11 protein-coding genes and 1 pseudogene are annotated in these 13,663 nt (G+C 62.6%); 7 read left to right on the plus strand and 5 right to left on the minus strand.

Annotated features, from left to right (window positions below; all coding sequences use genetic code 11):
• Positions 1–240 precede the first annotated feature (240 nt).
• The 6 genes and pseudogenes from DK389_RS16060 (at position 241) to DK389_RS16095 (ending at position 7,525) form a co-directional block, all read left to right on the plus strand.
• A complete protein-coding gene (locus DK389_RS16060) occupies positions 241–1,569 on the plus strand; it encodes a hypothetical protein (RefSeq protein WP_109891051.1) in 1,329 nt (442 codons plus the stop codon).
• Between the two features lie 26 nt (positions 1,570–1,595).
• Entirely contained in the window at positions 1,596–2,738 is a 1,143-nt protein-coding gene (locus tag DK389_RS16065; protein ID WP_109891053.1) for a glycosyltransferase family 4 protein, read from the plus strand.
• A 235-nt stretch (positions 2,739–2,973) separates the two neighbouring features.
• A pseudogene (locus DK389_RS16070) lies at positions 2,974–4,371 on the plus strand (cytochrome P450).
• A 1,227-nt stretch (positions 4,372–5,598) separates the two neighbouring features.
• Entirely contained in the window at positions 5,599–5,832 is a 234-nt protein-coding gene (locus tag DK389_RS16085; RefSeq protein WP_109891057.1) for a hypothetical protein, read from the plus strand.
• Positions 5,813–7,045 carry an HNH endonuclease gene (locus tag DK389_RS16090; protein WP_109891059.1) on the plus strand — a complete coding sequence of 411 codons (1,233 nt, stop codon included), beginning with the start codon at positions 5,813–5,815 and terminating at the stop codon, positions 7,043–7,045. The genes DK389_RS16085 and DK389_RS16090 overlap by 20 nt, the downstream gene beginning before the upstream one ends.
• Positions 7,046–7,051: 6 nt before the next feature.
• Complete coding sequence (locus DK389_RS16095) at positions 7,052–7,525, plus strand: hypothetical protein (RefSeq protein WP_162560679.1); 474 nt, start codon at positions 7,052–7,054, stop codon at positions 7,523–7,525.
• Positions 7,526–8,028: 503 nt separating this feature from the next.
• On the opposite strand, the gene DK389_RS16100 is transcribed toward DK389_RS16095, so the two are convergent.
• Positions 8,029–8,322: a HigA family addiction module antitoxin gene (locus tag DK389_RS16100; RefSeq protein ID WP_109891063.1), complete on the minus strand. Its 294-nt coding sequence runs from the start codon at positions 8,320–8,322 to the stop codon at positions 8,029–8,031.
• A gap of 11 nt (positions 8,323–8,333) precedes the next feature.
• A complete protein-coding gene (locus DK389_RS16105) occupies positions 8,334–8,615 on the minus strand; it encodes a type II toxin-antitoxin system RelE/ParE family toxin (RefSeq protein WP_109891065.1) in 282 nt (93 codons plus the stop codon).
• A 435-nt stretch (positions 8,616–9,050) separates the two neighbouring features.
• Here DK389_RS16105 and DK389_RS34980 point away from each other — a divergent pair, with 435 nt between their 5' ends.
• Complete coding sequence (locus DK389_RS34980; protein WP_257791893.1) at positions 9,051–9,182, plus strand: hypothetical protein; 132 nt, start codon at positions 9,051–9,053, stop codon at positions 9,180–9,182.
• A gap of 116 nt (positions 9,183–9,298) precedes the next feature.
• On the opposite strand, the gene DK389_RS16110 is transcribed toward DK389_RS34980, so the two are convergent.
• The 3 genes from DK389_RS16110 to DK389_RS32475 all read right to left on the minus strand — a co-directional run bounded on the left by DK389_RS16110 (position 9,299) and on the right by DK389_RS32475 (position 11,792).
• Positions 9,299–9,967, minus strand: coding sequence for a hypothetical protein (locus DK389_RS16110; protein ID WP_236960086.1), 669 nt, complete (start codon positions 9,965–9,967; stop codon positions 9,299–9,301).
• 49 nt (positions 9,968–10,016) lie between these two features.
• A complete protein-coding gene (locus tag DK389_RS16115) occupies positions 10,017–10,403 on the minus strand; it encodes a hypothetical protein (protein ID WP_109891067.1) in 387 nt (128 codons plus the stop codon).
• 714 nt (positions 10,404–11,117) lie between these two features.
• Positions 11,118–11,792: a hypothetical protein gene (locus tag DK389_RS32475; protein WP_162560680.1), complete on the minus strand. Its 675-nt coding sequence runs from the start codon at positions 11,790–11,792 to the stop codon at positions 11,118–11,120.
• Between the last annotated feature and the right edge of the window lie 1,871 nt (positions 11,793–13,663).

The raw sequence follows: 13,663 nt of genomic DNA on the forward strand, positions 1-13,663 counted from the left end.
TGCATCGACAGGATTGGCGCGTCCCCACAGTATGGCTCGGCTCTCAGTCCGTAGGCCTGGACGCGCTTGGCAGGCTGGCGAGCGCCAGCTTACAGATTGCACTCAGCCATTGACTGCACCGGAAGCGAATGCGGGCTCTGGCAACCACTGTTTTGACGTGTCACGGTTTGAAGATGGAACCGGGTTAAAAATGCCTTTCCCCTCACACGCGATTCCGATGCCCGAGAACGTCAAGAGCTCATGACCGCCACGCTGCCGCGGCTCGTGTTCAGCGTCCCGAACGAACTCGGGCGCTACGGCGGTGCTGCTCTCGGGTTACATGCTTTCCGTCCCGACCAGATCATGTTTGGGGGAGACGCCCAGTTGAGCGTGTTCGCGGGCGCATTGGAACGCGCGAAGATCGTTTCGGCATTCCTGCCGCATCCAGAAATCTTCAGCCACGCGACTAGCTTCGAGCACATCGCCCACGTCCTCCGGGCGGGGACATCGGACATTTTACATAAACTGACACATGTGCGATTCGGTCCCGCGGCCGATGTCCGGGTGCTCAAGTTCGCCCGGAACTTCTACGTGCAAGCAGGGCACACTCGCCGGGACGAGGTTCGCGTTTCCGGGAACCTCTTCGCAACGGGCCGAGTCTTGCCAGCCTCGGTTCAGAAGGTCCTCCGATACGAGCGTGGTCAAGAGAAGCTTTTCTGCTTGGGCCCAGAAATCCCTCCGGTCGGCGAGCTGCCTACAGAATTCATGGTGGATGACATAAATCACTGGCCGTCGGGGAAGCGGGTTGATAGGAACGATCTGCGGTCAGCAGCCCAGATGTGTTTGACCGAAGGTAAGCTTGAGCTACAGTCCTTTTCGGAGTTTGCATCTAACATTTCCTTCACTACTGGATCTGAAGGATCTCCGCTCAGTGAGCCACCGAATTTTGTTCAGGGGCGGCGTCAGGATAAAACAAGTATCGAAGCATCCATTGCGATACCGTACAATCTGGCCGACGCAGCAAGCCTAGTCCCAGATCTGCTAAGGACTTACGTGAAGTACCTTGGTCCGTCTGAGGCCGGACTGAACATTACGGTATTTCCCTTCAACGGGGCGCATCGCTCGGCGGACTGGACGCGCTTCGTTCGAGAGATCGCCACTCTAGCGGAGCGGCGCGGTGATCAGATCTGCCGCTCCCAACTCTGGATCGCCAAGGTCAAAGGACCGGTGCCCCGCTCTGCCCTGGCCGTCATGTTCCCGGTCGCCATCGTGGACGACGGCGATCCAGAGCGCGGATGGACGGAGGTGCGACTCCGGAAACTCGGTATTCAGGTCATCCGTCTAGGTGAAGCCCAGCCTGAATCGGGGGAACAGCGCGCGCAAGACGCCATGCCGCGGTACCGAGAAATTGAGGATGGAGCCGGCCAGCGCGTTGTGCGAGTGCCAACCGTATCGAAGATCCAGCACATGGAGGTCTTGGCATCCGCCATTGCGCGCGCGCACCGCGGTGGATCATCTGTGCGCGCTCTGGAGGATCGCCAAGGTCTCACATGTGATGATCTGCTCCAGACGTTCGGAGAGTTATTGTGAAGCGTCCGTCAGCATGTTCCAAGCTCATGGACACTCTCGAGGCAGGGGACGTCACGATCTACTATGAAATCTCGCCAATTCTTCTCAGCCAATGGACAGGAATTCCCGCAGTAGCAGCGGCCTACGCGCAGGAAATCTGCTCTATAGGCAGCGACAGATTTCAGTTTTTCTTTGATGACGTTATCATCCCGCGCGATGCAATTGCTGAGACATTGACGCGCAGGACCGGTTCATTTTTGTCGCGTGCGCTTGAGTTCAGGCGAGCGCAATTCTCTCCGCTCGATGTTTTTTCGCGTGAAGGCATCAATGTCGGGCTTTACCCTTCGGTCAAACACGAGCCGGGGATATTCGACAAGGAGATCAGTTTCGTTCATGACTTATCAACGCACATCACTCCCTTTTATCACACGATTCACAACATAAAATATCATCTTGAGTACCTTGCTGAAGAGATCAGAACGAATGATCTAACTTTGGCGGTGTCGCGGTCAACTTTAGACGATATCAAGTACTACTTTGGAACTGAGGAAGATCGGCTAGGTGTTGTATACAATGCTGTTAGTTGGCCGGAAGAATTCGCTGTCAAATTCATGGCGGAGCTTGGTTCTGCTTACGTCGAGCCCTACATTCTCATTCTTGGCACTCGCGAGCCTCGGAAAAATCACCAGATAATATTCGACATGTTGACCAGATGGCCTGAGCTTTTAGAGAAATACCGCTTCGTTTTCACGGGGCGATCGGGATGGCTTGAAGATCAGCTTTCTGTTCCTTCGACAGTGATGCGCGGCTTCGAAAGCGGCCGCATAATTTATACCGGATTTGTGGACGAATACACTAAATACAAGCTGCTGCGGCTTGCGTATTTTAGCATCTATGGGTCTATGTTTGAGGGATTTGGCCTACCAATTATTGAGAGCATGTCGGTTGGGACGCCTTGTATTGCCTCCTTCAGCTCAAGCCACCCTGAGGTCGGAGGGCGGGCTGCGCTTTATTTTGATCCCTTATCCGCAGAGAGTCTATTCGAACGAGTTGAGTTCCTAGGCCGGTTATCTGACGAAGATGCTCGCGCCCTTTCGGAGGCCTCTGTTGAAGAAAGCCGGAAATTTACTTGGAAATCCTCGTTTCAGGAATTATGCTATCAGATCGGCAAAGTTCTAGTGTTCGATTAAACTCTGACTGTATCCGTGGAGATCTGACTCGTGATGCCGAACGACGCGACCGTGTCATGCCGCCGGGTTGTTCTCTGCGGGCTCACCCTGAACGGCGAACCTCGATAGGTGCGCCGCTCACTGCTGGCTGTCTCGGCCCCGCCCTGTGCGCTGCCGGCTGACGAACAGGGAGTGCTTCTCCTGTCGCCGCCGGTAGGATCGACGACGGTCTGGGACGTCTGCCTGACCTTGGAGCATGTGCGCCATGGATCTTGGCCAAGCCTATGCAAGCCGCGAGCGCGTGATCCCGCCCTTTGCCGAGCCTCCCGCTGAGGATCTTGGCATCCTCCAGCTGCTCAGAGCGCTGCGGGGCAATGCAACCCAGGTCTGGGCAAAGCGGACCTACTCCGAGATGGTGACGCACCGTCCCTTCCTCGGGCGCAACACCTTCGTGCTGAACGATCCAGACGCCATCCGCCACGTGCTCGTCGACAACCACGACAACTATCAGCGCACCGCGGCCACGATCCGGGTCCTACGTCCGACGCTGGGGGAGGGGCTCTTCATCAGCGAGGGGTCAGCGTGGCGCCAGCAGCGACGCGCCCTGGCGCCCGCCTTCACGCCCAAGGCTGTCGAAGCACTCGTGCCCCATATCCACGCGGCCGTGGATGAGGCGATCGAGGCGCTCAAGCCTCACGCGGCACGAGAGCCGGTGGATCTGTTCACCAACCTGCAGCACCTCGCTCTCGAGATCGCCGGGCGGACCATGTTCTCCGTCGGCATGCATCAGCACGGCAAGCGCTTGCGGGAGATGGTGCTCGAGTACGCGGACGTTCTCGCGCGCCCGCATCTCCTCGACTTCCTCTTGCCGCAGCGCTGGCCCACGCCCCACGACCTCCTGCGCGCCCGCTTCCGCAAGCGCTGGAACGCCTTCCTCGACGAGGTCATCACCGCCCGCGCCGAGGCCCGCTTGGGCGGATCCACCCGCGACTTGCTCGATCTCCTCACGGCCGTGTGAGATCCGGACACGGGCCAGAGCTTCACATCCGCCGAGTTGCGCGATCAGGTGGCGACCATGATCCTCGCCGGTCACGAGACCACGGCCGTTGCACTCCTCTGGGCAACCTACCTTCTGGCGCTTGCTCCAGACATCCAGGAGCAGGTTGCCGAAGAGGCGGCCGGAGCAGCGCCAGACAGCGATTCTTCAGCTCCAGACCCCCGGCTTCCATTCACACGAGCGGTGGTCGACGAGACACTGCGGCTCTACCCTCCCGCTTACGTCATCGTGCGCCAGGCCCGAGCTCCCGACCGCGTCGGGGGCGAAGCCATCGCTGCGGGCGATATCGTGGCTGTTGCGCCCTGGGTGCTGCATCGGCATCAGCGGCTTTGGCGCGATCCGGAGGTCTTTGACCCTGCGCGCTTCCTGCCCGGCGCTCCGCCGGTGCCTCGGTATGCCTACCTGCCGTTCGGCGTCGGGCCGCGGATCTGCATCGGCGCTCATTTCGCGCTCGTCGAGGCCACCCACGCATTGGCCAAGCTCGTGCGCACGTTCCGCATCAGCCTCGCAGATGACCGGCCGGTTCTGCCGGCAGCTGTGATCACCACACAGCCCGACCACTCGCCTGAGTTCCGGCTTACCCTCCGGAGCTCATAGCTTTCCCGCACTTCGTCGCTCGTCTCAGGTCCACAGAGCAGCTCAGCCTTCACTGACGGACGAGCGGCGAAGGCGGCCGATTAAATCGCGTTGTCCATCGTCCGGGATCGGTGATCCCTTGCCCGCCTTCATGAACCGCCCCAGCAGAAGGCCGGAGACGACGGAGAGCGCGAACCATTTGCCTAGGAACCTGAGCATGTCGCACTCTCGAAATGTCTGAGCCGCCACCTGAGCAACAACGGCCACGCTCAGCTAACGGGTCTCGGGCTTCCGGTAAGATACTCCTGCCCAGCCTTGCTCGTCTTCGATGAAGCGGACCCCTAATCGTTCGAGTGCGGACCTCAGCTTGAGTGCGGTGTCCAGCCGCAAACCGCCTTGCTCGGTCTCAAAGCGGCTCACGGTGTACGGCGCGACAGCGGCAAGTTCTGCGACCTCGCGAACTCCGAGCTTTGCGGCCGCTCGGGCCATTCTCAGCTGTGCCGGCGTCACTCTACACCACGTGCTAGAAAAGCTGCACAGGGTGTTGACTTCCGCCTGCTCCCTGTTCTAAGCAATTAGCACATGGTGCAGTGTTCGCAAGCGTGTGTGCCAAATGTCATCTACCCGCTCTTTGTCCTGGGCTGCCGCCCTGCAAGCGCTTCGCGCTGACCGCGTGCAGCTCTCCCCTGCGCAGCGGCGCGCGCACGCTAGCCGAGTGGGCTTCACCAAGATCGCTGCCAAGCGCGCGAACATGATTGCTCGTGTGACGCCCCTCTACAGCGCTGGGAAATACGACCGCAGTGCCATCATGGGCGCCGCAATCGAAGCAGCGAGAGCTCGTCGCTTCGTCACAGGAGAGCCCTGGAACATCTGCCTTTCCGCCGCTCTTAAAGGAACCTGGCAGGTCGCGAAGGAAGCTCGTGCGTTCGCAGTTCATCAAGCACGTCGCGCCGTCGAACGCGCGCAGCGAGCGAATTCGCACATCAACCCGGATCAGGTGAGCTCACCGGCAGGGGAAGGGTATTCGGCGCCAGGTCGCAGCCCGCAGCCGTCACTGATGCCTTCTCCCAAGCAACACGGCCTATCCGAGCCCTTCCCACGGCTCCCGGTTCTCAGCGTCTCACGCATCTCCGCACCTCAGCCCTTGGGCTCTACGCAGGGTTGAGCCCAGGCCCGTTGGCCGCGGTCGGCTGAGGCGCCCGGCAGCACCCCTTCACCACCTCTCCCCCACAACCAGCGAGGCACCCCATGCCCAGCAAGAGACCGCGCTCGCGCGCGGCCGATCCCGCACGCCTGACCGTCGCCTCTCTAGGCCTTCGCGCCAAGCTCGTGCCCGAGGATCAGGTCATCGAGCTTCGCGCCCTCATCGAGCGCTACGAGCAACTCCTCTGCGAGTGGGAGAACCTCTCCCACCGCGCCCTCAAGGCTCTCTCCGGCCGCTCGACCCGCACGGATAAGCGCCATGCCCCTCATCACCCCTGAGGATATCGGCACGACCCCGCGCAGCTGCCTCTCCCCGCGCCGACGGCTTCAAGCCTGGGAGCGCACCAACGGCAAGTGCGTCGTCTGTGGCGAGCGCATCGACGGCGCCCGCGAGCGCTGGATCATCGAGCACATCCGCGCGCTCGAGCTGGGCGGCGCGGACGAGCTCGACAACATGGGGCCGGCCCACGAGGCCTGCGGCCGTGAGAAGACCCGGGATGATCACGCCCGCACGGCTCAAGCCAAGCGGCAGAAGCTCCGCCACATCGGCGCGGCGGTCAGCGCTCAGCCGTTGCCAGGCTCACGCGCTACTCCGCTGAAGCGGAAGGTCAACGGTACGGTGGTACCCCGCGCAGATGGTCCTCGGCGCCAGTTCGAAGGACTTCCTCAACGCGGTCTCACCAGCGATCCAGATCCGGCAGCAGCACCCTGCCTAGCGCCCGCTGTGAAGGCACGGGCAGTTTACCCTTTCGCAACGGTCGAGCTTGTGACAGGTCTGGGGGAACCACGCACGGCGGCTCCCATGAACCAGCGCACAAGAGACCTGTCTTCCAGCCAGCAGCCAGCGACGAACGGCAACGTTTCGGATGCAGGAGCTGGCGAAATCCTGCCACCGGTCCCCGCCCACCTCGCCTTCCTGTTCGATGAGCGTCCGCTTCTGGTTGGGGAGAGCGCCGAGCAGTACGACGCCTTGATGCGAAGCGTCTTGCATGAGGTGAAACCACGCGAACCCATTGAGGCCATCTGGACGAAGGACATTATCGATCTCACCTGGGAGACGCTGCGCTACCGCGGGTACAAGCAACGCATCCTGGATCAGGCTCGGCTGCAAACGGTGGAGGAGCTCATTGCTCCTATGATCCGCGAAGAAGAGCAGGTTGATCCCGATCCAGATCATCCCCTCTCCCCGCGTAAGATGGCTACGGGCTGGATGCGCGGTTCCGAGCACGAGCGGACCTGGGTGGATCAGCAACTGCGCGAGCGAGGGATCATGCCCGAGAATGTGGCCGCTCAGGCGTTTGCGAACACCCTGTCCGTCATCGAGCGCATCGAGCGCCAAATCACGAGTGCAAGCGCTCGCCGCGATACGGCGTTGCGCGAAATCGAGCGGAGGCGGTCCGCTTTCGGCCGGCAGCTCCGGAGTTCCACGGACATACTCGACGTTGATCCGAACGGGTCGGCAGCATCTGCAATCCCGGTTTCGCGCTCGTGAGGTGGAATGACCAGCGATCGCGCCCGGCAGGCCAACCAGCGGAATGCAAGAGCCAGCACAGGCCCAAAGTCCGTCTCTGGAAAGGCGCGCTCAAGCCAGAACGCGCGCAAGCACGGTCTTTCCGCCGCGAGCTTCGGCTTGGAGGTGCAAGGTGAGGTGAAGCGCCTCGTGGCTGTCCTTCTCGAGTTCACTGCGGGCACACCCGACGCAATCACCGCCGCCCATGAAGTGGCGGAGGCGCAGATCCATCTTCAGCGCGTCCTCGCCCTCAAGTCACAGATCACAGGCGAGATCCAGGAGGCCCTCGGTGGCCTGCCCGAACCAGCGCAGCCGGCAAGCGGGAGCAGGCGCGGTGCGCCTCTGGCCGCAGCTCTTGAAGCGCTCAGCCGCCTGGAGCGCTACGAGCGCCGCGCGTACTCGCGGCAGAAGTCCGCCTTCCGCCGCTTCGACGATGTGATCGGCCATCACGGCGAGACCTGATCTGCGGGACAGTGCCTCGGCCCGAGGTTCATCGAGCCAGGACGATGGCCATCGCTGTCAGCAACGGTTAGCCTCGCGGCCGCAAGTCCACGCGGTGCTCGGAGAGAAGGTCGGCGGACGCGTGTGGCGCGCAAGTCGATGAGGTTGCTCGCACGACCGCCGGGCCGCGAGGAGGGGAGGGCCGGCACGCGCCGCAGCCCGCCTCGTGGCCGAGGCGCAGCTTGACCTAGTCAGGATCCGGAGCACCCGCGCGGGCTTGCTGACGAAGATCGATCAACTTGGGCAGATCGATCGCTACGAGCGCCGCGCCATGTCGCGCTGCAGGTCGCTTGTGCGCGCACTGCACGCTCTGTGTGCGGAGAACCCGGATCGGTGAGGCCGAGCTCGGACGCTGCGATACTCCCCTGCGGCGGCAATGACGTACCCGACGAGCGCACCCTGTCCTCGCGTTCAGCCATAGAGGGGTCATGGGGCTGAAGAAGATGCGCGGCTCGGACCGCCGGTCACGCGGCTCGCGGTTGAACCTGCTTCTCGATCAACGGAGCGGTAGCATCCCGCGCCATCTCGAGATCATACGTCGCCTGCATGCCCATCCAGAATTCCGGGGACGTGCCGAAATAGCGGGCGAGCCGCAGAGCCGTCTCAGCCGACACCGAACGCCTGCCTCGAATGATCTCGCTGATGCGAGTCTCTGGCACGGCGATAGCTTTGGCCAAAGCATACTGGCTGAGGCCCAGCGGCAGGAGAAAATCCTCTCGCAGTACCTCGCCAGGATGTGTCGGAGCAAAATCTGCCATCACGCCACCTCTCAATGATAATCAACCAGCTCAACATCGAAGGCGTCGCCATCCTGACATCGGAAACACAGCCGCCACTGATCGTTGACGCGCAAGCTGTGTTGACCGGCTCGATCTCCAGACAGGGCCTCGAGGCGATTGCCCGGCGGCGCCCGAAGGTCATCCAAGCTTCGGGCGTTATGAAGCTGCGTCAGCTTGCGGAACGTCACTTTCATGATGTCGTTCGGGACACCTTCGATGAAGCGACGCTTCCAGGCGGAACGGGCCGCAGCGTTCCGGAAGCTCGCGATCATACTTCATACTAACGCGAGACGTTAGCTTCCGCACGGCAGGAGTATCGCTCGATGACAACGAAAAGCATCCCAATCGGAGCAACGGAGCGCGGGTGTGGAGCAAAGGCAGGATGCCGACTTATGGCGGAATATAGGGGCACGGAGCGACGCGCTCTGATCGAACGGCTCCATTCTGCGCCGGGGAGCGTTCAAGAGGCCATTGGGCGAATCGGCCCGCAAGGCTTCTACCAGCAGCTCCAACTCGGCCCGTTGTGCGCCTCCGACAGCATCGCTCCTCCCCGTCAAGGAGAGGCAAGACGCTCACCACATCAGGCGGCCCGAGCGACCACAGGCCGTAGCCGATGCGCAGCGCATCGTTTCCGACAAGAGCCAAATGAGATCCCCGCGCTCGGCCAAAATCTTATAGTAATGATGCCTCGACGTCAGGAGGAGCCCATGGCCTCGGAGAAGAAGCACGGGAACCGCGAAGCTAAGAAGCCGAAGAAGCCGGTGCCGAAGACGATTGCAGCAGCGCCGTCCACGAAGGATGTGGTCAGCGCGGCCGTCAAATCAGCCAACAGGAAGTAGGCTGCGGCGCCTGTCGCCCAAACCGGTCCGGCCAGCGGGAGAGGCCGGGAGCATCGAGCGTGCTCCCGACCGCTGTTTTGGACGACGTTCTCGGCGGGGATCAGCCGAAGCCGATCTTAAGGCATCGTCGGATAGGACCGGACGCGCGTGCGTCCCTCCACGGCCCCGGCAGGCGATAGGCCAGCCCCTGCAGTTGAGCCTGTGGGCCCGCTGCTCTCGGCCACGGTCGGTGCGGTCCAGCCCTCCGAACGCCAGGTCTGCGCCCGCTCATGCACATCGACGGAGCCGTGCTGCTCCAGGATGTCCATCACCGTGATAGCGCGAGCCTCATCGCTCCGGACCGTGACAAGCGTGCCGCCCCGACGCACACCCTCAGAATAGGTGTGAGCGTCCGCCTCATTCACGCCAGCGCCGGTCAGGCCGCCGATGAGACCGCCGGCAGCCGCACCGATGCCTGCTCCGGTGAGAGTGGTCACCAGCCAGCCGGCGGCCACCACAGGTCCGACTCCGGGGATGGCCATGAGGCCGAGCCCGGTCAGCAGGCCCAGGGCACCACCGGCCAGCGTACCGACCGTTGCGCCGGTTCCGGCGCCGGTCTCAGCGCCCTGCTTTGCCTCGCGGTGGTCCCTGTCCCCGCGCCCAATCAGCCCTGAGTGGCGGTCACCCTCGTTATTGGCGACGATGCTGACGTCGGCGTGCGGAATGCCCGCGGCTTCGAGCTTCGCGACAGCGGCGCTCGCATCATCATAATGGTCGAAGAGAGCGGTGATGGTTTGCTGAGCCATGGCGGCCTCCTGAGTGCTTATTCCGGCGGACTGGTCTCGTCACGTTCACCTACTGAGCCGCGACGTTGCCCTTGAAGTCGACGCCGACGTTCACCGACTTGCCGTTGAGCATCGCCGCACCGCGCCAAATGCCCTTGTCGTCCTTCTTGAGGTCCTTGACCTCCTTGTAGCCCGCATCCTCAAGGCGCTTGCGGGTCTGCGCCTCGGTGAAGCTGTTCGAGCCCTCCTCAAGCTTGGCGCTCGACGCTTTGCCCGTGGTGGCCGGGTTGTTGGCGTCCGGTCTGTCGGTGTTCGGGCGCGTGACGGCCTGTTGGCCGCCGGATTTCTCGCTGGTGCCGGCGTCCGGTGCAGGCTTGCCGGTCACGCTGGTCTGCGCGAGAGCTGGAGCGGCACTGAGCAGGGTGAGCATCGCGAGGCCGGTGAATGTCGTGCGCATGGGCGTTCTCCCAGATTAATCGCCATCTCAATCCGGGCACTCGGCAAAGCGTTCCCAATCGGAATGGCGGCTGCAGAGAATTCTTGCCGCATTTGTTCTGTTGCAGGGATAGTATTGCGCTGGCTGAGCAGTAGGTATTAGCTCGAAACTTTTCGAGGTATCTCTGCAAATTCGCCTGCGGCGACTTGGCAGACCGGCGGAAACGAAATTATGCGTGCGGCGCGTCCGAAGGCGTTGCTCGGTGACGCGGGGTGTCATCACCGGCCGTACGGAGGACTTTCAAGCGCGTGAAGCGGACCTCGAAGCCCAGGGCGAGACCCCTCGAAACGCCCTCATCATCAACATTTGGAAGGGCTTAGGTGCTGGTAACAAAGAAGATGCCGCCCCTAAGGTCGCGAGCGAACATCATAATCTCCGAGACGACGAAGCTCCGTTGTGGCGGCATTGACGTGATCCACGAGCGCTCCGGCTATTCATGCTCAGCCGTCGCGTGGTCAGGGGACTTACAGAACTTCCCGACCAGACTCTCGCGCGTCACCCTGCTCGCGGTTGAACCTGCTTCTCGACCAATGGCGCGGCTGTATCTCGCGCTATCTCGAGATGATACGTCGCCTGCATGCCCATCAAGAATTCCGCCGTGGTGCCAAAGTACCGGGCGAGAGACACCTTCCAGCTCGCGGCCGGAGGAAGCTAGCTGTAGGTGTTGCTGCCGGCCTATGCTGGGTGACTGACGTGGCCATGGTCGGCTGAACTCGTAAGAAGATAGGTTGCCATAGGGTCCGGCATATCGCCGCTATGTAGATCGCCTCCGGTGATCGTGCTCTGTTTCTGAAGATGCGCATCGGCTCCGTGAACCGGGTTGGTTTGCTCCTCGACGAGGTGCGAGCTGCCGTCAGCAAGATATGTAGCGAGAAAAGACCCCAAGTTGCCGCTTTGCGTTGAGCCGGGGCTCGCAGCGCCCTTGTCCGCGCTGATCTGCTGTGGCGGAAAGGTAAAAGCGTCAAGATTATCGGCAGATATTTGGTGTAAATTTGAGATCTCAATCGGACCGCTGGATGCGCTACGCTTTGAAGTGCTATCGCCATGTGTGTTTATTGTGACGTGATCCTCGCCTTTGCTGTCGGTAGCTGTTGTGGGCTGAGCATCGACAGCCGCTGGTCCTATCTTATCTTTGAGGATCTCCGGCGCCGCAGTGAGGGTTTCGCCCTGAATTTGCACCCCATTCGAGCTTCCTGTGGTTCCGGTCGTCTCAGTGGCATTGTGGGTCGTGGGCTCAACAACGCGACTTGATGTATTGGCGCTGATCTGTCCTTGAGTGTCGCTTGCTACCGCAGCAGCGTGGGGCTCGCCGCCTGCCGTGCTCGTACCAGCAACGATGCTTGAAGCCACATCCTGAACACTACCTGGCTTATTGCCGTTGTGGCCCTGGTCCGCACCTCCGGAGACGCTTCCGCTCAGACCGGTGCCATTGCCAGGTGTGTCGGCAGCGTGCCCAGGCGCGTTGCCGGAGTTGCCAGGGCCCGCTGAGAGGCCTCCGCTCAGAGTGATGCTGTTGCCGAGTGTGTCGGCAACGTCTCCGGCCACGTTGCCGAGTTTGCCAGCGCTCGCTGAGGCGTCCGCGTTTAGGCTGAGGCCACCGGCTGGTACGTCGGCAGCATGGCCAGGCGCCTCGGCGGAGTTACCGGGGCCAGCTGAGACGCCTCTGCTAAGAGCGATGCTGTCGCCAGGTGCGCCGGCAGCGGTGCTGGGCGCGTTGTCAGAATTGCCAGAGCCGGCTGAGACGCTTCCATTCAGGCTGATGCTGTTCCCGGGCGCGTCAGCAGCGTGGCCGGGCGTATTGCCGGAATTGCCAGGGCTCGCCGAGACGCTTCCGCTCAGGGTGACGCCATCGCCGAGTACGTTGGTGACATGGCCGGGTGCATTGCCAGAGTTGCCAGGACCCGTTGAGACAATTCCGTTCAGGCTGAGGCCGCTGCCAAGTGCGTCAGCAGTGTGGCCGGGTGCATCGCCAGAGTTGCCGGGATCCGGTGAGAGGTTTCCATTCAGGCTGATGCCACTGCCAGGTGTGCCGGCAGCGTGGCCAGGCGCGTTTCCGGAGTTGCCAGGGCTAACTGAGACGCCTCCGTTCAAGCCGATACCGGTGCCAGGTGCGTCGGCAGAGTGTTCGGGCGCGTTTCCGGAGTTGCCGGGGCCGATTGAGACGCCTCCGTTCAGGCCGAGACCACCGGTGAGGCCGTTGCCGTTGCCGGAGGTGTCAGTAGCGTGCTCAGGCGCATTGCCGGAGTTGCCAGGGCTAACTGAGACGCTTCCATTCAGACCGATGCCGTTGCCGGGTGCGTCGGCGGCGTGGCCGGGTGCATTACCAGAGTTGCCAGGACCAGCTGAGTCGCTTCCATTCAGACCGATGCCTGTGCCGGGCGCCTCGCCAGCGCGACCGGGTGCATTATCGGAATTACTAGCGCCCGCTGAGACATTTCCGTTCAGGCTAAGGCCGCTGCCGGGTGTGTCGGCAGCGTGGCCGGGTGCATTGCCAGAGTTGCCAGGACCCGCTGAGACGGTTCCACTCAGGCTGACGCTGCTAGGTACGTCGGCGACACGGCCAGGCGCATTGCCGGAATTGCCGGGGCCAGCCGAGGCGCTTCCGCTCACGCTGGGGCCGTTGCCCGGGGCGTCAGTGGCGTTGCCGGGTGCGTCACCAGAGTTGCCAGGGCTGATTGAGACGCCCCCGTTCAGGCCGAGACCACCGGGGAAGCCACTGCCGTTGCCGGGGGTGTCAGCAGCGTTGCCGGAGTTGCCAGGGCTAACTGAGACGCTTCCATTCAGACCGTTGCCGTTGCCCGGCGCGTCGGCAGCCTGGCCGGGGACGTTACCAGAGTTGCCGGAGCTGATTGAGACGCCTCCGTTCAGGCCGGGGCCACCGGGGAGGCCACTGCCAGTGCCGGGGATGTCCGCGGCGTGGCCGGGCGCATTGCCTGAGTTGCCGGGGCCAGCTGAGACGCCTCCGCTCAGAGCGATTCCATCGCCGGGCGCGTCAGCAGCGTGGCCGGGTGCATTGCCTGAGTTGCCAGGACCCGCTGAGATGCCCCCATTCAGGGTGAGGCCGTTTCCAGGCGCCTCGCCAGCGCGGCCGGGTGCATTGCCGGAATTGCCAGGGCCAATCGAGACGCCTCCATTCAGACCGAGGCTGTTGCCCGGCGCGTCAGTGGCGTTGCCGGGCGCATTGCCAGAGTTGCCGGGGCCAACGGAGACGCCTCCGTTCA

Origin of the sequence: Methylobacterium durans (assembly GCF_003173715.1) — a bacterium.
Classification (GTDB): domain Bacteria; phylum Pseudomonadota; class Alphaproteobacteria; order Rhizobiales; family Beijerinckiaceae; genus Methylobacterium; species Methylobacterium durans.

Coding starts and splice junctions, on each gene's coding strand:
- DK389_RS16095 (WP_162560679.1), top strand. CDS start 7,052: ATGACCAGCGATCGCGCCCGGCAGGCCAACCAGCGGAATGCAAGAGCC.
- DK389_RS16105 (WP_109891065.1), bottom strand. CDS start 8,615: ATGATCGCGAGCTTCCGGAACGCTGCGGCCCGTTCCGCCTGGAAGCGT.
- DK389_RS34980 (WP_257791893.1), top strand. CDS start 9,051: ATGGCCTCGGAGAAGAAGCACGGGAACCGCGAAGCTAAGAAGCCGAAG.
- DK389_RS16115 (WP_109891067.1), bottom strand. CDS start 10,403: ATGCGCACGACATTCACCGGCCTCGCGATGCTCACCCTGCTCAGTGCC.
- DK389_RS16060 (WP_109891051.1), top strand. CDS start 241: ATGACCGCCACGCTGCCGCGGCTCGTGTTCAGCGTCCCGAACGAACTC.
- DK389_RS16090 (WP_109891059.1), top strand. CDS start 5,813: ATGCCCCTCATCACCCCTGAGGATATCGGCACGACCCCGCGCAGCTGC.
- DK389_RS16110 (WP_236960086.1), bottom strand. CDS start 9,967: ATGGCTCAGCAAACCATCACCGCTCTCTTCGACCATTATGATGATGCG.
- DK389_RS16085 (WP_109891057.1), top strand. CDS start 5,599: ATGCCCAGCAAGAGACCGCGCTCGCGCGCGGCCGATCCCGCACGCCTG.
- DK389_RS16065 (WP_109891053.1), top strand. CDS start 1,596: ATGGACACTCTCGAGGCAGGGGACGTCACGATCTACTATGAAATCTCG.
- DK389_RS16100 (WP_109891063.1), bottom strand. CDS start 8,322: ATGGCAGATTTTGCTCCGACACATCCTGGCGAGGTACTGCGAGAGGAT.